The following is a 21,703-nucleotide window of genomic DNA, read 5'->3' on the forward strand; positions in this document are numbered from 1 at the left end:
GTTCGAATATATTTTTCAGTTTGGAACAAGGTACAATAACTATTTCAGTGTCTGAAGAAGGAGAACAATATACAACAAGCCAAAATACATAGTGGTAAGTGGGATAAGGGGAAATATTATGAATCAGATTACTTATGAAATGCCAAGTGTAATTGAAAATAATTATGATGGATTTATATTTTTCACAAAAATGTATCAAGATGTATTAGAATTTTATAATACATATATTATATTTGATTTTAGTCGAACAACCTGGTTTGAAGCGAACTTTTCAGCAATATTTGCGAGTGTAATTGAATCTTTACATATGAAAAAATGTAATGTTGCTTTTGCAGGAATAGACGAAAAAATAGAAACGATTCTTAAGAAAAACGGTTTTTATAATAGGTATGAATTAGGTTTAACGGTCGACACATATAATAGTACAATACCCTTTAATATATTTAGTACTTCAAATGGAGAAGGATTTACGGAGTATCTTGACGAAGAAGTAATACCTAAGATAAATTTGCCCCTTTCGGGAGATCAAATTAAAATGTTCAAAAAATGTTTACAAGAAGTATTTGAAAATACCAGAATACATGCGAATAGTGGCTTTATTTATACTTGTGGTCAATACTTTCCCTATAAAAAGAAAGTTGCCTTTACTATGGTGGACTTAGGGAATACAATCGGACAAAATGTAAGGAAAAAACTAGGGGATGATATTGTGGATCATGACGCAATAGATTGGGCTACTGAATTTGGTAATACTACAAAACCCTCAAAAGATGGTGGAATTGGTCTACATTTTCTAAAGGACCGACTAGAAAATAATGGGGAATTGACTATAATTTCGGGCAAAGGTTACTGGGAACAAGGCTTTGATGGAATATATCATCGGAAAATAGCGTATCATTATGATGGAACAATAGTTAATTTAGTCAGTGATCTAAGTAAAGACGTGCGGAAAGAGGTAGGAGAAATATGCTTCTAGGAGGAGTAATTATGAAAGTCAATGTAAGAGATGTAATAGGATCAGGTATTGCGATTTCAGCAACTAAAGGCGAAATAGTATACAAAGAGTTGACTTTGGCTTTAAAAGAAAACGTAAATGTTGAGTTAGATTTTGAAGGAATCACTGATTTGACAACAGCATTTTTAAATGTAGCTATAGGTCATTTATATAGCGAGTATTCTGGTGAAGAATTAAACGACAAATTGGATATTTTAAATTTGGATGAACTAGATAAATATTTGTTAAAACAAGTTATAGAAAGAGTCAAGATGAATCAAGATGAGGCTAAAGAATTCGAAAATTTAGTAAAAGAGGTACTGGATGATGGTGAAGATTAATAAATTATCGACATATACTATAAAAGAAGAGGACAGTTTCTTCTTCGATGCAAATGTATGGATGTATATATATTGTTCTATTGGTAATCATAAGCCTTGGATTGTAAAAGCATATAGTGATTTTTATCAGAAAGTTAGGGAATCGGGAAATACTATATATACAAATTCTCTCCTTGTATCAGAGTTTGTTAATAGATATGAAAGACTTGAGTTTAGCCATATTCAAAAAAAAGATGGTCTTGTAAACTTTAAAAAAGATTTCAGGGATAATCAGAATTATGAAGGCGTCTTTTCGAATATACAATCAATTACTAAAAATAAAATAATGTTAAACTCGCAACCTTTGAATGATAAGTTTGATGCTTTTGATTTTGAAAATTTTATTTCAATAGAAGATAAAATTGACTTTAATGATGCAATTCATTGCTACTTGGCATTAGAGAGCGGTTTAAAAATCGTTACTCACGATCAAGATTATAAAACACTGAGTCATGAAATTGAAATTATAACAAACTAAATTGTTTGGATACATATAAATAGTCCCACCAGCAATCTGGAGGACAACATTTGATAACGGTTAACGCCGTGTCATTTGTTGTCCTCTTTTTTATTTTCAAAAAAAGGAGATGCATAGAATGAAGAATTGGGCGGATGAACTGTTAGTAGAGTACAAAGAAGGCAGAAAAGTACTGCATCAAAAGAGAGCTAATCTTCATGAAGGTAACTTTGAGGAGGAAACGCAGCTCAACAGTATGATTGAGAGCATGACGTATGCTATGGACTGGATGGAGACAGGTAGAAACCCTGATGCTTATCGAGGGATTGATAAGAGAGCTATCTATCAGAGACAGTTTTTTGAGAGCATCGATGTGATTCCAGATATTACGGATGAGCTTTATGATATCGATTCAAAGCAGTTGTTTATGACCACTGAAGAGAAAAAAGCGCTTGCTAAGATATTTGCAACTTGGAGCCATAAAGAGAGAGTTTGCTACATTGCGCATGAAGTTGAGAAAAAAAGTTTTCAAAAGATTGCTGATGAGCTGAAAGTCAGTAAGGGCACGGTTCAAACGCATATTAATAGAGCTAGAAACAAGGTAAAAGAGCTAGTTTCATGAAATTTCTTTGTCTTACGTTGTCTTACGAAGTCTGCATATATGAGGGGGATTATAGGGGGTGCATCTTTAAACCACGCCTACCATTCTTCCTCTTATTTAACCGTAACCTAAAAGAATGAAAAACAGACCGACCGACCCAAGAAGATAAATTCCTAAACTTATACTTCGCTAAGATGGAGTGCACGACAGGTAACTGAAATTACTTTGGAGTCTGTCCATTTTTAAATTACGTTGATTCAAGCGAATGATACGGACCATATACGATTGTGTTGGGGTTATCAGTATTGTTCGTTTGAATGAGATGTAAATTTCTATTATTAAAAATTCTACCTTTTGGATAGTTTATCTAAAGGTAGAATTTTTTTAGTTGATGAGAAATATAATTATGTAGTTATACAACATGCTAAGATAAAATTTTGACCTAGTGGAGTTAAATTAACAGAGCCTTTTTGAACTTTGTAATTTTTAAAACCATCTCTAGTATATTCTTCTAGTTGTAGTGATTGGTTAGCTTTTATAAAAGCTGGATGTTGTTCTACAAAGTCATAATAAGTAGGGTTGTCTAAATATACATTATAGTCTATATTAATTAGCCCTAATCTCTGAAGGTTACTTATTGAAGCAATTCTCATTTCAAATTCGTTATTTGTATTCGAGAAAGCCATTAAGTGTTCATATATTATCAAATAGAAACCTTCATCATTAGTGAATCTTATCTGAGCAATTGGGAATTCCTTACGAAAAGTGAAGTTTTTAAGAATTGAAGCATCTAAAGAACTTAGTTGCTTGATAATCTCAACAAAAGCTGGATGTGTAATATTATTTGCTCTAGAATCAACAGAAGAGGCAATTAGGTTAGCAAACATCTCTCTTAGCTCTTCAGAGTCGATATAATATTTTGATGCTTCAATAGCAGGACCTAAAATGTACATTTCTGGTTCTTGAAGATTTTCTTGTGGAATATTTTCAACTTTAGCATTTGTACGATTAACAAAATCTTCATAATTTCTTTGGTGTCTAAATTCTTGCTTTTTTAACCAAAGAGATACATGATTTCCAAACACTAGGTTCCAAACTCCGGAAATAGAATTACCAACGCTTTGGGCAATAGGTGTTGCAGCTTCATCTACAAATTTTGGCAAGATATTTAATTCCAATAATTTCACTACCTTTCTAAATATATTATAGGAGGTATCTTAAATGGAAACAATATACAATCATCCAATACTAACTACATTTTTTATTTTTCAAATTGGATTTTGGCTAACTGTTGCATGTGGACAGATCAATCGACGTAACTTAATTAAAGAATAATCAGGAAAGCATCTTTATAGAGATGCTTTTTATTTTGCTCTGACACAAGCGAATGCCTAGCTGACCAAAACCCCTTATTGGATGGCGTTCGTTTGTTTGAGGGTGAAATATACCGAATGTTAAATATGTAATATACATTCTTTTTTATAAATGATATTATACGATAAACAATATATAACAATGGAGGAAATCATGTCTAACGATCAAAAGAAAGTCTTTATTGTAACCCCTATTGGAGGGAATAGTACAGAAACTAGAAGGTCTGCAGAAGGAGTAATTGATGCAGTTATTATTCCTGTATTAATTGATTTGGGATTTGATGTAGAGAATATAAACGTTGCACACAGAATAAATACTGCAGGGTCAATAAATAAACAATTAATTACAAGAATAATTGAAGATGATCTCGTAATTGCGAATTTAACAAAGCTGAATCCAAATGTAATGTATGAATTAGCAATTAGACATGCAATTAGAAAACCAGTTATTCAAATTTGCGAAGAAGGAACGGTGCTTCCTTTTGATATTATAGATGAAAGAACTATTTTTTATAAGAATGATATGTTTGGAGTCACAGAGCTTAAAAAAGGATTAGAGAATTACGTTGAAGAAGCTTTATCTGACGAATGTCCTGATAATCCAATTTATAGAGCAATTGAATCTCAAATGATCCTTCAAAGTAGTTCTAGCCAAGATGTAGATATGAATAAATATCTAATTGAAAGATTGGATTCTATAGAAAAAACTTTGAGTAGAGATGCCAATAGTCATTCAGTACCAAAAGATTTAAAAGTCTTAACGAATACGATTCAACTTACTGTAGAATCTAACATTAAATTGAGTGAAATAGCAGGTGAAATAAAGGCGATTACCGGGAGATATGGTTTTGAAAACATTAGATTATCTATGGGAATAAATAGAGAGATTAATAAAAAGCGCCTTAAAATAATCTTTAAAGAAGATAATGCGCCTAATTTAAAACAAAAGAAAATAATTGTTAATGATATACAATTACTTTTAGACAAAAAAACAATTTTAATGTAAAGCCTCTCTTTGAGAGGCCTTTTTTTGAATAGGGAATAAGCATGAAAGTGGATATATGTAAATAATTGATTATTCGGAGGTGGTGTTATGAGAGATGGCTAGACCTAGAGATCCTAACAGGGATAAAGCATTTGAAATGTGGAAAGAACATAATGGTGATATTACAAACCGTAAACTTGGTGAGTTATTAGATGTTCCTGAAAAGACTATTTCAGCTTGGAAGAGTCGAGATAAATGGAACAAACAAATGGAATGTAGTACTGCAAACGATGAATGTAGTACTACAAATAAAAAACAACCGAAAAAGAATGTTAAAAAAGAGCCTGTTGAATCGGAGTTAGTTGTCAGTGATGATAATGAGCTAACCGATAAGCAACGGCTCTTTGTTGCGTTTTATGTGAAGAGTTGGAATGCTACTAAGGCATATAAGAAGGCTTATGAGTGCGGTTATAACACGGCTATGGTTGAAGGTTCACGTCACCTTAGAAATCCTAAGATAAACGCTGAAATCATTCGTGTGCGTGATGAAATAACAGGTGATGCATTATTAAGTAAGAGAGTGCTACTTCAGAAGTGGATTGATATTGCTTTTGCTGATATGACAGACTTTGTAGAATTCGGTTCATCGGAACGTGTTGAAACTGATTACGACGGCAAACCAATGTTAGATGAAAATGGCGAGAAGATTACCTACACTATTTCACAAGTAAGCCTAGTTGATTCAAGTGAAGTTGACGGTACGCTTATTACAGAAGTTAAAAAAGGCAAAGACGGCATATCTATTAAGCTTGCTGACAAGATGAAAGCACTCGACTTCTTAACTAAACATATGGACCTGTTAGATGATCGTGAGCTGAAGAAATTGAAAGTAGAACAAACACGTTTGAATATGGATAAGACAAAGGTTGAGATAAATAAACTTACTAATAATAGCGGTCAGAAATCAGTTCCAATCGTAATAAAGGATGATGTAAGTGAGTAGTGAAACTAAAGTTATTTCTATGCAAAAAACGATTGGAAAAGGTTATGCAGACTTCTGGAACTTCAAAGGTCGTTATCGAGTTTGCAAAGGCTCTCGTGCTTCTAAAAAGTCTAAAACAACTGCCATATACTACATCACTCAACTTATGAAACACTCGAAAGCAAATTTATTAATTATACGCAAGACGTTCCGAACATTAAAAGACTCATGTTTTGCTGAGTTGCAATGGGCTGTATCAGCGCTAGGTGTAGAAGAGCATTGGCAAGTGAAAGAATCGCCTTTAGAAATGACCTATTTACCTACAGGGCAGAAAATATACTTCCGTGGCCTTGATGATCCGTTAAAAGTAACGTCTATCACTGTTAAAAATGGCGTACTTTGCTGGATGTGGATTGAAGAAGCATACGAGATTCTTAGTGAAGATGACTTTAATATGTTGGATGAATCAATACGTGGTACAGCGCCAGAAGGTTTATTCAAACAAATAACGCTTACTTTAAACCCGTGGAATGAAAAACACTGGATAAAGAAGCGTTTTTTTGATGCTGAAAATGACGGGGATATCTTAGCAAAGACAACCAACTATTTATGTAACGAGTTCTTGGATGATGCTGATAAGCGTGTATTTGAACGTATGAAGCGTGACAACCCAAGACGTTATCAAGTAGCTGGTCTAGGTGATTGGGGTATCGTAGATGGTCTTGTGTTTGAGAATTGGGAAGAAACAGTATTTGATAAAAACAGTATATTGCAGCGTTCAACTGCTAAAACAGCATTCGGACTCGACTTCGGTTACACAAATGATCCAACAGCATTCTTTGCGGGAATTGTTGATGAAGTAGCAAAAGAAATCTATGTATTCGATGAGATTTATAAAGAAGGCATGAGCAATCAAATGATTTACAACGAGGTTGAACGTAAAGGGTTCAAAAAGGAACGAATACGTGCCGATAGTGCGGAGCCAAAGAGTATAGACGATTTATATAACTTTGGATTGCAGAATGTTAGACGTGCTCGAAAAGGCCCTGACAGTATCAATAATGGAATCCAAACAATTCAAGATTTCAAAATCATTATCCATCCATCATGTGTAAACTTTTTAACGGAGATTACAAACTACACTTGGGCACAGGATAAATTCGGTAAGAAATTAAATAAACCAGTTGATGACTTTAACCATTTGATGGATGCTATGCGTTATGCGTTAGAGGATATCAAGGGCGACACATTCAGCTTTGTTTAGAGAGGTGATAACATGGGCTATTTCCCATTTCAAGGAGCTACTATGGAAACGGATAAATTAAATAAAATCATTGAAGTTGGTGCAAAAAATATCATTTCTCGTAATAAAATGCTAGAAAAAGAAATCATTAAGTTTAAGTCTTCCGCTCAACGTCTTTTGATGTTAGAAGGCGATAGGTATTATGAAGGCAATCAAGACATTTTAAAACGAAAACGAGAAGTGATAGGCGAAAATGGTCAGTTACAAATCGTTAATAACTTGCCGAATAATTTGGTTGTTGATAATCAGTACGCTAAACTTGTAGATCAAAAAGTTAATTACCTGTTAGCTAAACCTTTGACTTTCGAAACGGAAAATAACACCTATTTAGAATTGTTGCAAACTACTTTCAATAAAAGGTTTCATCGTACCTTACGTAATTTAGGTGAGGCTGCATTAAATAATGGACTTGCTTGGTTGTATCCATATTACGATGAAAATGGAGAATTCAAGTTCAAACAATTCTTAGCACATGAAATCTTACCATTTTGGAAAGACAGAGAACATACAGAACTAGACTTTGCTCTTCGCATCTACACAGTAATTGTTTATGAAGGTGACAAAGAAGTTGAAATCGAAAAGGTAGAGATCTACACAACTACAGGGATAGAACATTACGTGTGGGAAAAAAACAGCCTTGTATTAGATGTAGAAGTGGAACCTACTTCTTATTTGACTACATCAGATGCAGAAGGTAATGATATTGGCTTAAATTGGTCAAAAGTTCCTCTTATTGCTTTTAAGTACAACAACAAGGAAATGCCGCTTATTAAACGAGTAAAGTCGTTACAAGATGGCATAAATGCAATATTATCGGACTTCGAAAACAATATGCAGGAGGACGCACGTAATACCATCTTAGTGTTGCATAATTACGATGGTACAAATCTTGGTGAGTTTAGACGCAACTTAACGCAATATGGTGCTGTAAAAGTACGATCAGCTGATGGTTCTAAAGGTGGTATTGACACTTTAACAATCGAAGTGAATGCAGAGAATTACAAATCTATTCTTTCGTTATTTAAGAAAGCTCTTATAGAAAATGGGCGTGGATACGACGCTAAAGACGAACGGATGAGCAACAATCCAAACCAAATGAACATTCAATCCATGTACAGTGATATTGATTTAGATACAAATGGGATAGAAACAGAGTTTCAAGCCTCCTTTGAAGATCTATTATGGTTTGTTGATATACACTTTGCTAATACAAAGAAGGGTGATTATGAAAGCGAAACGGTAAATGTGATATTCAACCGTGACATTCTGATTAACGAAAACGAATCTATAGATAACGTGGTTAAATCAATGCCTATTCTATCTGACGAAACACTTGTGGCCCAGCATCCATGGACAAAGAACGTTCAACTTGAACTTGAGCGCAAAAAGAAAGAACGTGAGCAAGAGCAAAAAGAATTTGACGCATATAATGGCAACTTTCCTGGACAATCGGGTGGTGTTGTAAATGTCAAAGAGTAGGGAGTACTGGCAAAAGCGGTTCGAACTATTGTTAGAGTCTCAACTTGACGAGAGTGAAGACTATTTAAAAGGTCTTGAAGAAGTCTACCGTTATATTTTAGATGAAATCGAAAAGGATGTTCTTAAGTGGTATTCACGCTTTGCTAAGAACAATGAAATATCATTAGCTGAAGGTAGACGATTACTTAGTTCTGATGAGTTAAGAGAGTTTCATTGGGATGTAAATAGGTACATCGAAATTGGAGAACAGAATGCAGTGAACGGCTCTTGGATGAGACAACTTGAAAATGCATCTTCTCGTGTCCATATAAGCCGTTTAGAATCCTTAAAGCTACAACTGCAACAACAGGTGGAAGTATTGTACGGGCAGCAAATTGAAGGCGTAGAGCGTTTGATGAAAGAAACCTATCAAGGTGCTTATTACCAAACTGCATTCGAGATCCAACGAGGATTTAATGTTGGATTCAGTATGCAAGCGTTTGATAGCAGGCAATTACAACAAGTCATATCAAAGCCTTGGACTACTGATGGATTAACCTTTAGCGATAAGATTTGGAAAAACAAAAATGAACTAGTGCAAACACTACAAACTGAACTTACACGGTCAATTGTTCGTGGAGAATCACCAGATAGAATGATTTCATTCATTCAAAAGAAAATGAAATCATCAAAAGAAAACGCCGCACGGTTAGTAATGACTGAATCGGCTTTTTTTGCGTCTGTAGCTCAAAAGGACACATTTAAAGAGTTGGATGTTGAACAATATGAGATTGTTGCAACATTAGATGGAAAGACAAGCTCTATTTGCCAAGACCTTGATGGCATGGTGTTCAAGATGTCTGAATATGCAGTAGGTATAACAGCACCACCTTTCCATCCTTGGTGTAGGACTGTAACAGTGCCTTACTTCGATGATGATTTTGGTTCTCGTATAGCAAGAGGTTTAGATGGCAAGACGTATCATGTTCCATCGAATATGACGTATAAACATTGGCATAAACAATTCGTGGTTGATACGCACGGTCAAGAGTATGTGGAAGTCATGCAGAATAAAGACGCGAATTTATCAAGCGATAAAAATCAGTATGAAAAATATAAAAAGATTTTCGGTAAAGAGTTGGGTGCAAAAAGCTTTGTTGAGTTTCAAGATTTGAAGTATACTAATGGTGATAAGTGGGATGATTTGAAAGTACAAAAGCAGACAACTTTAAACGCACTAGATTATCGCGATTCTTTTTATGGCATTTTCGGGAATAAGGAAGTTAGAGAATGGTATATATCACATGATAAAAATATAGTGAATAAATTAGACAAAACTAAAAGTATTAAAGAGCAAGCTATCCAAGCGCATTCATTAAGGAATAAATATAGAACTGAAGCACGCTTGATGATGAGTGATAGAGCAGGGGCTGAAAACTTAAATGAAACTCGCCCGAATCAAACACTAGAAAAACTGTTAGCTCACAAGAAAAACAAGTACGGTCTTAGTGAAATGGAAGCATATAAGGATATAATCAGGAGCTCACAAACTACAAACAAGAAAGTTAATAAATCTTTGGGATTGGAGGAATGAGCATGATTGAATACAACATATGTAATCAAGCAGATGAAAATATCTTTGAAAAACAATGTCTAGCGTTGGAAAAGAACATTCCAGAGATAGTTAAACAAGATTTAGTAGTTGATGTTGATAACAGTAAAATCCAAAATTATAAACTTGGTACCTCTTTAGTAACAGTCTGCAATGATTATTATGAGAATGCAGTATATGTGAAATCTGAAATAGACTTAGAACAGTTTTTTGATTAAGCACTTCCAACCGATTTGGTAGGGAGTGCTTTTTATTATGCTCAAATTTCGTCTTTTTCGCTCTCGTAGACGTTAAAGAACGAGTTGCAACACCTATCGTGGCGTTACACGTTAAAAACGAATTAGGAGGATGTAGATATGAAAAAAGAAGATTTAGTTGCATTAGGTTTAACAGAAGAACAAGCAGATAAAGTCGTTGCAGGTTACGGAGCAATGATTCCTAAAACTCGCTTTGATGAAATAAATACTGCAAAAAAACAACTCGAAACAGATTTAGCTTTACGCGATCAACAGCTTGAAGAGTTGAAGAAAGTCGATGCTGCAGGACTACAAGTAAAAATCACAGAGCTTCAAACAGCTAATACAGAAGCTAAAACAGCGTATGAACAGCAACTGAAAGATGTACAGTTATCAAGCGCTATTAAATTAGCACTGACAGGTAAGGCTCAAGATGCTGAAATTGTTGCAGGTATTTTAGATACAACAAAAATTGAGTTAGATGAAAATGGTTCTATCAAAGGCGGATTAGATGATCAGTTGAAAACACTGAAAGAATCAAAGCCTTTTTTGTTTGTCTCTGAAGAGGGAGGAGCCCCAGGATTTAAAGGCGTTACTCCTGTAGAAGGTGCACAAAGCACAAAAACGGAAACTAAAGCAGGTGATTATGGAAAACAAATGGCTGAGAATTTTTCACAAAGTAACAAGGGGCTCGAGGATGCACGTAAATCTTATTTTGAATAAGGAGGAAAAATAAAAATGAGTAAATTTGTTGAAACAACATACACGAACAAAAAAGAAATTTTGAAGTTTCCCGATCATTACGTAAATGTTGCGGTCACTGTTTCAGATGCTGGGGTTACTGCAGTAAATGGTAAAAAGATTGTCCCGGCAGGAACAATTTTAGGTGGTGGATTCTTAGCGAATGAATCTGTACAAGCGAAGAAAACGAACGGAGTAGGTGCGGAAGGTGTTCTGTTCAATGATGTTGACGTGACGTATGGTCCTGCACCGGGAGCAGCTATAATTCATGGTTTTGTAGCGTTAGAAAAATTGCCAGAAGCACCGTCAGCAGAAGCGGTAACAGCACTAAAACAAATCACATTTTTGAAATAAGAGAGGATGAAATAAATGCCAACACTTTATGAATTAGTAAATGCACAAAATATTGCAACGTATTACCAGAACAACCCATCTAATGCGATTCCGTATTTAGGAGCCACTCTTTTCCCTGCGAAGAAACAATTAGGGTTAGATCTATCTTGGATTAAGGGGTCCAACGGATTACCAGTAGCGCTAATGCCTTCTGAATTCGATGTGAAAGCGACTGTTCGTGATCGTATCGGATTTAGTAAAATTCAAACGGAAATGCCTTTCTTCCGTGAATCCATGAGAATTGGTGAAAAGGATCGTCAAGAACTTAATAGGCTTGCTGCATCTAATTTGGATGGAATGACGCAAACAGTGGTAGCAAACATCTATGACGATGTAACAACACTTGTAAACGGTGCTGCGGTTCAACCTGAGAGAATGATTATGCAGTTATTGGCGACAGGTAAAATTGGTATTACTGCTAATCGACTTGATTATGATTATGATTACAAAATGAAGGACGACCATAAAGAAATATTAGCAGGGGGAGCTCAATGGAGTAACCCAGATTCAGAGCCAATCGAGGACATTATGAGATGGCAAGATACGGTAGAAGATAATACAGGTACTCGACCAACAAACGCCATTTTAACACGTAAGACATTCAGTTACCTATTGAAGCATCCAAGTATTCGATTAGACATGAATCCGCTGGGTGGCCAAAACGTGATTATGACAGAAGCGCTGTTGAAGCAGTATTTACAGAACAAATTTGGTTTATCGGTAGCTATTTACAACAAAAAATATCGTGATGAAAAAGGTGCTTTGCATAATTTTTATCCGGATGACTATTTTACGCTTATTCCAGAAGGTAATTTAGGAAATACATTCTACGGAACAACTCCGGAAGAATCCGATTTATTGACAGGTCAGACGGTTGCAGATGTCTCCATTGTGAATACAGGCGTAGCTATTACAACTATTAAAGAACCGCATCCGGTCAACGTAGAAACGATTGTATCTGAAATTGTATTACCAAGCTTTGAGACTATAGACAATATCTTTGCTGCAAAAGTTAACTAAGGGAAGTATTCATTTCTCTTTAATTAATATTAAAGGAGGCGATTTTAATGTCAGAAATTAGAGTGACATTTAACCAACACGTCAAGCTAGACAAAGATCTATTCCAAAAAGGAAACACAGTGAATATAACTGAAGATGTTTTCAATTCAATAAAAGACTTAGACATAATTGATCCAGGCTATGAACATATAGTAGAAGTTCAAGAAGCGCCAAAATCAATCAATGAAATGACCGTTCCTGAATTAAAGCAATTTGCAGATGACAACAAAATTGATTTGGGTGAAGCAAAGAAAAGGGATGAAATTATAGAAATAATCCAAGTCTCTATTGAAAAAGGAAGCGAGTAATCGCTATGTTGGATAAAATTAAAGAGCGACTAAGAGCCCTTGGTCTTTCAGTGACGATGGAAGATGATTTTTTATTAGGATTCATCAGCGATAAAGTGAAAAGCCATATTAATACACAAACAAATCTTAGTAATATTCCAGTTCCTCTACACCATATTGCAATTGATATGGTTGTAGGGGAATTTCTACTTATGAAAAAGAGTATGGGACAACTTATCATTGAAACTCTTGATTTTGGACTGATTGCAAAGACTGTTCAAGATGGAGATACGACGGTTACTTATGCAATTGATGATAATAACTTGACGGCGGAAGCTCAATTTGATGTATTCATAAGTTACTTAAGGCATGAGGGTTTTGATTATATAGCTTACAGGGTGATTAAATGGTGAATGCTAGAAGGCGTGCAGTTGAGTCACTGTACAAAGGTGAATGCACAGTAAAAGAGAAACGAAGCATTAAGGATCCTATTACACACATAACAAGTACAAAAGAGGTTACTGTTCTTGAGAATCAAAAGTGTAAGATATCTTACGAAAAGCAAACATCATCAACCAAAACAAATGCACCAGCCATCATTGTGCAAACAACAAAGTTATTTATTGCACCTGAGATAGAAGTGAAACCAGGGTCTAAGATTATTGTCACTCAACATGGTAAAACGACTGAATATGCTCGAAGTGGAGAGCCTGCCATATATACGGATCATCAAGAAATTGCGCTTGAACTATTTAAGGGGTATGCGTAATGGCTAGATGGGGCAATGTGGATTATCGACAGTTGCAAAGACTCGCAAAGAAGATGGAAAAGCTTGAACGGGGTAAGTTTGATAAGTTTTGTGAGGCGGCAGCTAAGGAATTAGCAGCACGCCTATTGGCAAAAGTTATAAGGCGTACACCTGTTGCTGATCCTTCAAAATGGAAAACTCCAGTGCAAGGTTATGTTGGAGGAACACTAAGACGCGGTTGGACAGCGAAAAGTGAACGTGAAGCCGAACTTTCAGCCGCATTTGGTGGTGGTACAGGTGTTAGTAGATATGCTGAATCATTAAGTATTATCAGACATGGTGACGTATACGAAATCGAAATCATTAACCCAGTTGATTATGCATCTTATGTTGAGTACGGACATAGAACTCCATCGCACAAAGGATGGGTAAAAGGTCAATTTATGATGACTATTAGTGCTGATGAAGTCGATGCTCAGGCACCGCAGATTGTAGAAAAGAAATTAATGAAGTTTCTTGGGGAGGTATTCGATGCAGATTAATGACGTAGTAACAGCTATTGCTATTAAGCTGCACGATACGTTTGGGGATAACTACACAATCTATACAGAATCAATTGAGCAAGGCTTTCAGGAGCCTGCTTTTTTTATTGCTCTTTTAGAACCGAATCTTAAACAGGCTATAGGTAACAGATATCACAAGACTATCCCATTTGATATACATTACTTCGGTAAAGGTAATATGGATGCTCATATCACCGCTGACAAGCTTATGTGTGATATGGAATATATCCAGTGTCTAAATGGTGATCTACTACGTGGTACAAAAATGAGAGCTAACTTAATCGATGATGTAATGCACTTTTTTGTTAATTACAACATGCACGTATACAAAGAAAAAGAAGCTATTCCAATGATGGAAGAGTTAACAATCCAAAGTCATGTAAAAGGAGAGGATGCTTGATGGCCGAACAAAAGCCAACAGTGAAGACTACGAAAACCGCTGAACCAACTTTTTCGACACAACAGCTAGTTAAGAGTCGTAGATACGCAATGCATCGAGACGTTATTAGTGCTTTGCTAAATGATGAAGAACGATATACATTCGCAGAAGTTGATAAGAAAATTAATGTATTTCTGAAAGGTGAGGAGAAGAAATAATGGGATTGGGTGGAGGAACATTCTTAACACAAAACAAAAAGTTGCCAGGCGTTTATATGAACTTTGTAAGTGTGGCTCGAGCAACAGCTTCTTTGGCTGACCGTGGTTATGCTGCATTACCGTTAGAACTTGATTGGGGTACTGACGAGAAAGTAATGACCGTCACTACTGAAGACTTACAAAAGAATTCACGTAAAATCTTTGGCTATGACTACACTCATGAAAAGCTAAAAGGTTTGCGTGATCTATTTAAAAACATTCACACAGCTTATATTTACAAGTTGATGAAAAACGGTGTAGCTGCGACAAGTAACTATGGTAGTGCTGTATGTAAAGGTGTTAGAGGTAATGATTTAAAGTTAGTTATTAGCGCTAATGTTGATGATGTAACAAAGTTCGATGTATCAATCTATCTAGGTTCATCGTTAGTTGATGAGCAACTAGCGGTTGGTCCGAAAACGGATGATTTAGCGGATAATGATTTTGTGAAGTGGAAAAAGGGTGTGGCATTAGAAGCTTCAGCAGGAACACCATTTACTGCAGGTTCTAATGGAGAATCAGTAGAAGGAGCAGAACATCAAGAAGCGTTAGCTGAATTGGAACCATATTCATTTAACGCGTTGGGTTGCTTATCTACAGTGGAAACCATCAAAGATTTGTATATCGCATTTAATCAACGCTTACGTGATCAAGTAGGTGCGAAATTTCAAGGCGTCGTACACAAGAAGCAAGGTGTTGATTACGAAGGCGTAGTAAGTGTGTTGAATGATGTTGAAGATGAGAATGAAGCATCTCTCGTGTTTTGGACTACAGGAGCAACTGCAGGATGTGCAATTAATAGATCTAATACTAATAAAAAGTATGACGGTGAATATGAAGTGAAAACGAAAATCGATAAAACATTAGAAATGGCTTTATCTGATGGTGATTTTGTATTCCATAAAGTCGGAGACGATATTTGTGTGCTTGAAGATATTAATACCTTTACATCATTTACAAATGATAAGAATGAAGATTTTTCAAGCAATCAAACAATTCGTGTACTTGATCAAATTGGTAATGATATTGCTCGATTATTTGCTAAAAAGTATTTGGGTAAAGAACAAAACGATGCAGCTGGTCGTATTTCCCTATGGAATGACATCACTACACATCACAAAGAGCTACAAACGCTACGTGCTATCGAAAACTTTAAATCTGAAGATGTAACAGTTCAACCAGGTAACCTAAAAAAGGCTGTTGTAGTAACTGACTACGTACAACCAACTAACGCTATGGCCCAATTGTATATGACCGTTATGGTCTCTTAAGGAGGGAGCTGACATATGGAAAAATTATTAAAGCTAGATTTACAATACTTTGCTCAGGCGATGAATGCCAAGGATTCAGTAAGTGCTGCATTAGCTGAATGTTTTGTAACGATTGAGGGTAATCGCTATAACTTCATGCAGATTATAGACTTTGAATCAGAAATTGAAAAAACTAAAACAGAAGTACCCATTTTAGGGAAGACGGGTAAAGGTTCTAAAGCTACCGGTTGGTCCGGTACATTTTCCGGAACTGCTCACTATAACCAATCTATTTTCCGTGAGTTGCTTTATCGTTACAAAGAAACTGGTGAGGATGTTTATTTCGATATCCAAGTTACTAATGAGGACCCAACTTCAGCAGTAGGTCGACAAACGGTCATTCATAAAAACTGTAACTTAGATGGCGGTGTATTAGCTAAGTTTGATGCAGATGGTGAATACTTAGATGAGCCGATTGACGGTACATTCGACGATTTCGAAATGCCAGAGAAGTTTAAATTACTTCCTGGTATGCAGTAAAACAAAGGTCGCTTACATAGCGGCCTTTTATAATTCAAACAAATAGAAAAGGACAAGGTGATAATATGAGTAACTTAACAGCATTTTTAGCACAAAACGCATTGGTAATAGAGAGCGAAAAGCACGTAGTATCTAAACGATTTGTCGATGAAGATAAAAAACCGATTAAGTGGGAAGTAGGCGCAATTACTTCTGACGAAGATGAATTGTTAAGAAAAAGTCATACAAAACGTATGCCGGTACCGGGCAAAAAGAATGTATTCCAGCCAACTACCGACTACGATGCATATTTAACAAGTTTAGCTGTTAAATGTACATTAGATCCAAATCTACATGATAAAGCTATACAAGATTCATATGGGGTCATGGGTGCTGAAGCATTACTCAAAAAAATGTTGTTACCAGGTGAATATGCCGATTATTTAAAAGTAGTACAGTCAGTTAATGGTTTCGATGTAGGTATGGATGAAGTTGTCGAAGAAGCAAAAAACTAATAGATGGAGGCGATTATGAAGCTAATATAGCGTATTATTGCCTCCATAAATTTCATAAATGGCCTTCGGAATTTGACAGCTTACCTAAGTACGAAAAAGCATTAGTTATAGCTGCAGTGCAAATTAAGATGGAAGCTGAAGCTAAGGAAGAAAAGAAGATGAAGAAAAAGGGTCGAAAGAAATAGTTATAGTAATATATACCTCCCTTGTTATATGCTAGTTATATATACATAAAAGGAGGTTATCCCCATTAAAAGAACATGGTATCTTTTATTATCTGTTTTTGTAGGGTTTTTCGTTATCTTTGCTGCTTTTAATATTGTTCGAAATTATAAAGATTATTCCTTAGCAGGAGCAATTACTGTAGCTGTTGTATTTTTCGGTATTTCTTTTTTGGAATATTGGTTAATAAAAAAATTCAGAAGGTTATCATCTTCAGAGGCTAAGTTATTAGAACAACACAAGAAGGCGGAAATACAAGAAAAACTTAATCGTGAAGAAGTTGAAAAGTTTGAACAAGAAAGTAAAGTACCTGGATCTTATGCCCGTACTAAAACTTTAGAAGCTGATTATTGTATCAATGCAGAACACGTAGCTGGATTACCTATATCTGAAGGTACTGAAACTTATATCTACAGAGGTAAAGATAAGGTTATTTTCGAGCGTAATCAAGACACTTTTGAACTGGACATTAAAAAGGTTAGAGATATACTATTGAAAACCGATGTCGAAATACAGAAGAGTTACGTTAGCAGTGCAGGTGGTGCGATAGGTGGTTATGCATTGTTTGGACCGTTGGGTGCATTGATTGGCGGTCGCTCAAAAGAAAAACAAAGTAAAATTGAAGAAAAGTATCTTATTTTCTCGTATGAAAAAGACGGAGAATTAGATTTCATTTCATTCAACGTAACAAAGGAGCCTAAGGCGATATTTTTTATAAATCATTACGATTTAAGTTCCCAAGAAAGAAGAACACAAGTTTTATAATGGAAATTTTGAGCGCCTGAGGTTAAGGTGCTCTTTTTTATTGCTTGAAAGGCGGTGAAAGACTTGGCGACAATTAGAACAGCGATTCAAATTCAAGACGGTATGTCTAGAGCTTTTCAGTCAATGAACACAGCAATGAACGTAGTACTCAGTAGTTTTGAGTCTTTGCAAGACGCATCTAGTAACGCTATCGACACTGCTAGTATAGAAACAGCGAGAGCGGAATTAAATAGAGCCGAACAAGCATTTAGTGAAATAGAACAAGAAATTCGAAATGCTGACGAAGCACAACAACAGTTCAATAATAACATTAGAGATGGTACTTCTTCCGCAGATGGATTACTTCAAAAAATTATGGGAATTGCAGCGGCATATTTAGGTTTTCAATCAGCTGGTAATGTCGTTTCATTGTCAGATGAAATGACAAATACAACTGCACGACTGGATTTAATGAATGACAAATTACAAACAACTGTAGAACTTCAAGAAATGATTTTCGAGTCTGCTAAAAGGACATATACTCCATATCAACAAACCGCTGATATGGTCGGTAAATTAGGTATGCAAGCAAGAGATGCTTTTAGTAGTAATGAAGAGTTGATTGCTTTTGCAGAACAAATCAACAAAACCTTTACGATAGCAGGAACATCTGTCGAAGGGGTAGAATCCGTAATGCTCCAGTTAACGCAAGCTATGGCATCAGGGGTTCTTCAAGGTGAAGAATTAGCAGCATTATTAGATAACGCTCAACCGATTGTTCAAAACATAGCCGATTACATGGACGTTCCGTTTGGATCAATAAAAAAATTAGCTTCTGAAGGTCAAATTACGGCAGAGATTGTAAAGAATGCAATGTTCCAAGCGGCAGAACAAACAAACGCAGCATTTGAAACCATGCCTCTAACATGGAGCAAGATATGGACTAACATTAAGAATGATGCGTTTAAAGCGTTCCAACCGATATTACAGAGTATTAATGATATAGCTAATAATACGGAGATGCAGAATGTGATTAATGCCGTTGTAAATGGACTGTACACTTTATCCGCTGTAGCCGTCACAACTTTTGATATTTTAACAACTGCAGGTAGTTTTATGTACAATAATTGGTCACTAATTGCACCAGTTTTAGGAACAGTGACAATGGCGATAGGAGCTTATACCACAGCATTAGTGATCAATAAGGCTGCTGAAATCGTTAGTGTATTTTGGACAGGAGCAAAAACATTAGCTATAGGCTTAATGACCACTTCAAGTTGGGCAGGTGTGCAAGCTACAATTGCTCTCACAGCTGCACAATGGGGATTAAACACAGCATTGATGGCAAACCCAGTATTTATTATTGTGATGGCTATAATTATTTTAATTGGGGCACTTTATTTAGCGGTTGAAGCAGTTAATTATTTTGCCGGAACATCAATAAGCGCAACAGGTATTGTCGCCGGAGCTTTCATGGTTTTGGTTACATTCATTTATAATAAAATCGCATTTTTGTGGAATATATTTGCCGCTATTGCAGAATTCTTCGTAAACGTTTGGCAACACCCAATATATTCAGTTAAAAAACTATTTGCGAACTTAGTAAATAACTTCTTAGATCAAACGATATCCATGAGTAGCGGCTGGGATTCTTTTGCTACTTCTTTTGTTAACGCCATGATTAGCGCAGTAAATGGTGCAATTAAGGCATGGAATTGGTTTGTAGATATGCTCCCTAGTGATATTGCCAGTTCTATAGGATTAGGTAAGGGGGAGGAATTTGAATATAGAACATCTATAACAAGCGACTTAAAAGGTATTAAAAAAGGAATTAATGCCGCAGTTGGTAAGGCCCCTGAAGACTACTGGGAAGCACCAAAGATGGAAATGAAATCACTTGGTGCCGCATGGGACACTGGTTACGATTGGGGATCAAATTTATTTAGTAAAGATGCTGTTAAAAAAGAAAAAGATAAAAAAGATAAACCGGATAACGACATGCAATCGCTAATAGATAACGTAAAAGGTTTACAACCTCCTGCAAATAACGCAGCAGATGCAGCTAATAGAGCGGCTGGAAACGGCGGTAAAACAGCCGGCAATACTGCAAAAATGGCAAAGGCAATGGAAGGTGCAACTGATGATTTGAAATACATGAGGGACCTTGCTGACCGTGAAGTAATCAACCGATTCACGACAGCAAAAGTGAAAGTGGATTTTAGCAGCGTAAATACTATCAAATCTGATTTAGATCTAGACGGAATCATTGATAAATTTGGCGAAAAGCTAGAAGAAGCTATTACAGTAGCTGCAGAGGGGGTGCACTAGATGTATGGATTTTTTATAAACGGTGTACAGTTTCCTATTGCGCCTGCAAAGCTAGATACAAGAATTAATAACAAAAATCAGACTATCACTCTCATCAACGAGGGTGAGGTCAATCTTTTAAAAAAGGCTGGATTAACGGATTTTTCATTTGAAGTCCTTTTACCTAACGCAAAATATCCGTTCGCTGTATATCCTAAAGGATTTAAACCAGCAACTTATTACTTAGAAAAACTAGAAAAATTGAAGTTGAAAAAGAAACCGTTTCAATTTATTGTTACTCGATCTAAACCGAACGGAGATTTGCTTTTTGACACAAACATGAAAGTGTCCTTGGAGAGTTACGAAATCAAAGAAGATGCTGAAAACGGTTTTGATGTAAATGTGTCGATTGAACTTAAACAATATCGGGATTACGGTACCAAGAAAATTAAACTTAAAAAACCAAAGAAAAAAGGTGAAAAGAAAGTCGCTGTCGCATCTAAAAAACGACCATCTACAAAAACAGCACCGAAAACACATACAGTTGTGAAGGGTGATACATTGTGGGCTATTTGCAAAAAGTATCTAGGAGATCCTTTGAAGTATCCCGAAATCGCTAAAAAGAACAACATCAAGAATCCCCATTTGATCTATCCTGGGATGATTATTAAATTAAGCTAATTCTACGAGGAAAAAATGCTTCTATCAGAGGTGATGAGATTGATAATCTATAAAATACTAAATAAGTTAAATGGAAAAGTATACATCGGACAAACTAATAGCACGTTAGAACAACGGTTATCTCAACATTTATCTTCTAAAAAATCTTTAGTTTCAAAAAGTATCATTAAGTACGGTATAGACAGTTTTGATATTTCAATTATTGATGAGGCGGATAACAGAGATGGTATAAATGAAAAAGAGAAATACTGGATCAAATATTATGATTCAATTGCTCCTAAAGGATACAATTTGGACGCTGGAGGATACGATGCGTCACCGTCTGTTGAAACAAGAAAAAAAATCAGCAACACCTTAAAAGGTAGGTATGCAGGTAAGAAAAATCCAATGTACGGCAAAGAAAGTCCTATGAAAGGGAAAATTGGAGCCATGAAGGGAAAGAAACATTTGAAATCAACAATTCAAAAGATGTCTTTGAGCCGTTCTGGGGCAAATAGTAAAGTAGCCACTAGAATCAAAAATATTGATACAGGAGAGGTGTTTATTTCTCAAAAAGAGGCTAGTGATAAATACGGTATTTCTAGAACTTGTATATGCGCAGCATGTAAAGGGAGACAAAAAAAGGCAGGTGGATTCAGGTGGAGTTACGTAGAGTGA

Annotated in this window: 27 protein-coding genes; 26 read left to right on the top strand and 1 reads right to left on the bottom strand. The window is 35.7% G+C overall.

The window, feature by feature from the left end; genetic code table 11:
- Positions 1–118: 118 nt before the first annotated feature.
- From ACQKMD_RS11110 to ACQKMD_RS11125, 4 genes are all read left to right on the top strand, one after another.
- Entirely contained in the window at positions 119–976 is an 858-nt protein-coding gene (locus tag ACQKMD_RS11110) for a hypothetical protein (protein ID WP_427752034.1), read from the top strand.
- A gap of 11 nt (positions 977–987) precedes the next feature.
- Positions 988–1,335, top strand: a complete 348-nt coding sequence (locus tag ACQKMD_RS11115; RefSeq protein WP_427752036.1) for an STAS-like domain-containing protein — start codon at positions 988–990, stop codon at positions 1,333–1,335.
- Positions 1,319–1,852 carry a type II toxin-antitoxin system VapC family toxin gene (locus ACQKMD_RS11120; protein WP_427752037.1) on the top strand — a complete coding sequence of 178 codons (534 nt, stop codon included), beginning with the start codon at positions 1,319–1,321 and terminating at the stop codon, positions 1,850–1,852. Before ACQKMD_RS11115 ends, ACQKMD_RS11120 begins: the two co-directional genes overlap by 17 nt.
- 118 nt (positions 1,853–1,970) lie before the next feature.
- On the top strand, positions 1,971–2,453 hold the full coding sequence (locus ACQKMD_RS11125) for a sigma factor-like helix-turn-helix DNA-binding protein (RefSeq protein WP_427752038.1): 483 nt from the start codon (positions 1,971–1,973) through the stop codon (positions 2,451–2,453).
- A 383-nt stretch (positions 2,454–2,836) separates the two neighbouring features.
- Here ACQKMD_RS11125 and ACQKMD_RS11130 read toward each other — a convergent pair whose 3' ends face one another.
- A complete protein-coding gene (locus ACQKMD_RS11130) occupies positions 2,837–3,610 on the bottom strand; it encodes a DUF4393 domain-containing protein (RefSeq protein ID WP_427752039.1) in 774 nt (257 codons plus the stop codon).
- A 349-nt stretch (positions 3,611–3,959) separates the two neighbouring features.
- Here ACQKMD_RS11130 and ACQKMD_RS11135 point away from each other — a divergent pair, with 349 nt between their 5' ends.
- The 22 genes from ACQKMD_RS11135 (at position 3,960) to ACQKMD_RS11240 (ending at position 21,703) form a co-directional block, all read left to right on the top strand.
- Entirely contained in the window at positions 3,960–4,811 is an 852-nt protein-coding gene (locus ACQKMD_RS11135) for a hypothetical protein (protein ID WP_427752040.1), read from the top strand.
- Between the two features lie 94 nt (positions 4,812–4,905).
- On the top strand, positions 4,906–5,793 hold the full coding sequence (locus tag ACQKMD_RS11140; RefSeq protein WP_427752041.1) for a terminase small subunit: 888 nt from the start codon (positions 4,906–4,908) through the stop codon (positions 5,791–5,793).
- Positions 5,786–7,036 carry a PBSX family phage terminase large subunit gene (locus tag ACQKMD_RS11145; protein ID WP_427752043.1) on the top strand — a complete coding sequence of 417 codons (1,251 nt, stop codon included), beginning with the start codon at positions 5,786–5,788 and terminating at the stop codon, positions 7,034–7,036. Before ACQKMD_RS11140 ends, ACQKMD_RS11145 begins: the two co-directional genes overlap by 8 nt.
- 12 nt (positions 7,037–7,048) lie before the next feature.
- Positions 7,049–8,554, top strand: coding sequence for a phage portal protein (locus ACQKMD_RS11150; RefSeq protein ID WP_427752045.1), 1,506 nt, complete (start codon positions 7,049–7,051; stop codon positions 8,552–8,554).
- Positions 8,541–10,127 carry a minor capsid protein gene (locus ACQKMD_RS11155; RefSeq protein WP_427752047.1) on the top strand — a complete coding sequence of 529 codons (1,587 nt, stop codon included), beginning with the start codon at positions 8,541–8,543 and terminating at the stop codon, positions 10,125–10,127. Before ACQKMD_RS11150 ends, ACQKMD_RS11155 begins: the two co-directional genes overlap by 14 nt.
- A gap of 2 nt (positions 10,128–10,129) precedes the next feature.
- Positions 10,130–10,363 (top strand): hypothetical protein, encoded by a 234-nt coding sequence (locus tag ACQKMD_RS11160; RefSeq protein ID WP_427752048.1) that lies wholly within the window; start codon positions 10,130–10,132, stop codon positions 10,361–10,363.
- Positions 10,364–10,501: 138 nt separating this feature from the next.
- A complete protein-coding gene (locus tag ACQKMD_RS11165; protein ID WP_427752050.1) occupies positions 10,502–11,104 on the top strand; it encodes a phage scaffolding protein in 603 nt (200 codons plus the stop codon).
- 15 nt (positions 11,105–11,119) lie between these two features.
- Positions 11,120–11,476 (top strand): hypothetical protein, encoded by a 357-nt coding sequence (locus tag ACQKMD_RS11170; protein ID WP_427752052.1) that lies wholly within the window; start codon positions 11,120–11,122, stop codon positions 11,474–11,476.
- A gap of 15 nt (positions 11,477–11,491) precedes the next feature.
- Positions 11,492–12,535, top strand: coding sequence for a major capsid protein (locus tag ACQKMD_RS11175; protein WP_427752054.1), 1,044 nt, complete (start codon positions 11,492–11,494; stop codon positions 12,533–12,535).
- Between the two features lie 47 nt (positions 12,536–12,582).
- Positions 12,583–12,882, top strand: a complete 300-nt coding sequence (locus ACQKMD_RS11180) for a hypothetical protein (protein ID WP_427752055.1) — start codon at positions 12,583–12,585, stop codon at positions 12,880–12,882.
- 5 nt (positions 12,883–12,887) lie between these two features.
- Positions 12,888–13,274 carry a hypothetical protein gene (locus tag ACQKMD_RS11185; protein ID WP_427752057.1) on the top strand — a complete coding sequence of 129 codons (387 nt, stop codon included), beginning with the start codon at positions 12,888–12,890 and terminating at the stop codon, positions 13,272–13,274.
- Positions 13,268–13,630 (top strand): hypothetical protein, encoded by a 363-nt coding sequence (locus tag ACQKMD_RS11190; protein ID WP_427752060.1) that lies wholly within the window; start codon positions 13,268–13,270, stop codon positions 13,628–13,630. The genes ACQKMD_RS11185 and ACQKMD_RS11190 overlap by 7 nt, the downstream gene beginning before the upstream one ends.
- Positions 13,630–14,151, top strand: a complete 522-nt coding sequence (locus tag ACQKMD_RS11195) for an HK97 gp10 family phage protein (protein ID WP_427752062.1) — start codon at positions 13,630–13,632, stop codon at positions 14,149–14,151. The genes ACQKMD_RS11190 and ACQKMD_RS11195 overlap by 1 nt, the downstream gene beginning before the upstream one ends.
- Positions 14,141–14,572: a phage tail terminator family protein gene (locus ACQKMD_RS11200; RefSeq protein WP_427752064.1), complete on the top strand. Its 432-nt coding sequence runs from the start codon at positions 14,141–14,143 to the stop codon at positions 14,570–14,572. The genes ACQKMD_RS11195 and ACQKMD_RS11200 overlap by 11 nt, the downstream gene beginning before the upstream one ends.
- The gene (locus ACQKMD_RS11205; protein WP_427752066.1) at positions 14,572–14,769 is read left to right on the top strand and encodes a hypothetical protein; all 198 of its coding nucleotides are present in this window, start codon (positions 14,572–14,574) and stop codon (positions 14,767–14,769) included. The genes ACQKMD_RS11200 and ACQKMD_RS11205 overlap by 1 nt, the downstream gene beginning before the upstream one ends.
- Positions 14,769–16,079 (top strand): phage tail sheath C-terminal domain-containing protein, encoded by a 1,311-nt coding sequence (locus ACQKMD_RS11210; protein WP_427752068.1) that lies wholly within the window; start codon positions 14,769–14,771, stop codon positions 16,077–16,079. Before ACQKMD_RS11205 ends, ACQKMD_RS11210 begins: the two co-directional genes overlap by 1 nt.
- Positions 16,080–16,094: 15 nt before the next feature.
- Positions 16,095–16,598 (top strand): phage tail tube protein, encoded by a 504-nt coding sequence (locus ACQKMD_RS11215; protein WP_427752071.1) that lies wholly within the window; start codon positions 16,095–16,097, stop codon positions 16,596–16,598.
- Between the two features lie 65 nt (positions 16,599–16,663).
- Positions 16,664–17,092, top strand: coding sequence for a phage tail assembly chaperone (locus ACQKMD_RS11220; protein ID WP_427752072.1), 429 nt, complete (start codon positions 16,664–16,666; stop codon positions 17,090–17,092).
- 393 nt (positions 17,093–17,485) lie between these two features.
- On the top strand, positions 17,486–18,079 hold the full coding sequence (locus ACQKMD_RS11225; RefSeq protein WP_427752074.1) for a hypothetical protein: 594 nt from the start codon (positions 17,486–17,488) through the stop codon (positions 18,077–18,079).
- A 63-nt stretch (positions 18,080–18,142) separates the two neighbouring features.
- Positions 18,143–20,386 carry a tape measure protein gene (locus tag ACQKMD_RS11230; RefSeq protein WP_427752076.1) on the top strand — a complete coding sequence of 748 codons (2,244 nt, stop codon included), beginning with the start codon at positions 18,143–18,145 and terminating at the stop codon, positions 20,384–20,386.
- On the top strand, positions 20,387–21,046 hold the full coding sequence (locus ACQKMD_RS11235) for a LysM peptidoglycan-binding domain-containing protein (protein ID WP_427752078.1): 660 nt from the start codon (positions 20,387–20,389) through the stop codon (positions 21,044–21,046).
- A gap of 39 nt (positions 21,047–21,085) precedes the next feature.
- Positions 21,086–21,703, top strand: a complete 618-nt coding sequence (locus ACQKMD_RS11240) for a GIY-YIG nuclease family protein (protein ID WP_427752080.1) — start codon at positions 21,086–21,088, stop codon at positions 21,701–21,703.

It is taken from the genome of Viridibacillus sp. NPDC096237, from assembly GCF_050278625.1.
Classification (GTDB): Bacteria; Bacillota; Bacilli; order Bacillales_A; family Planococcaceae; genus Viridibacillus.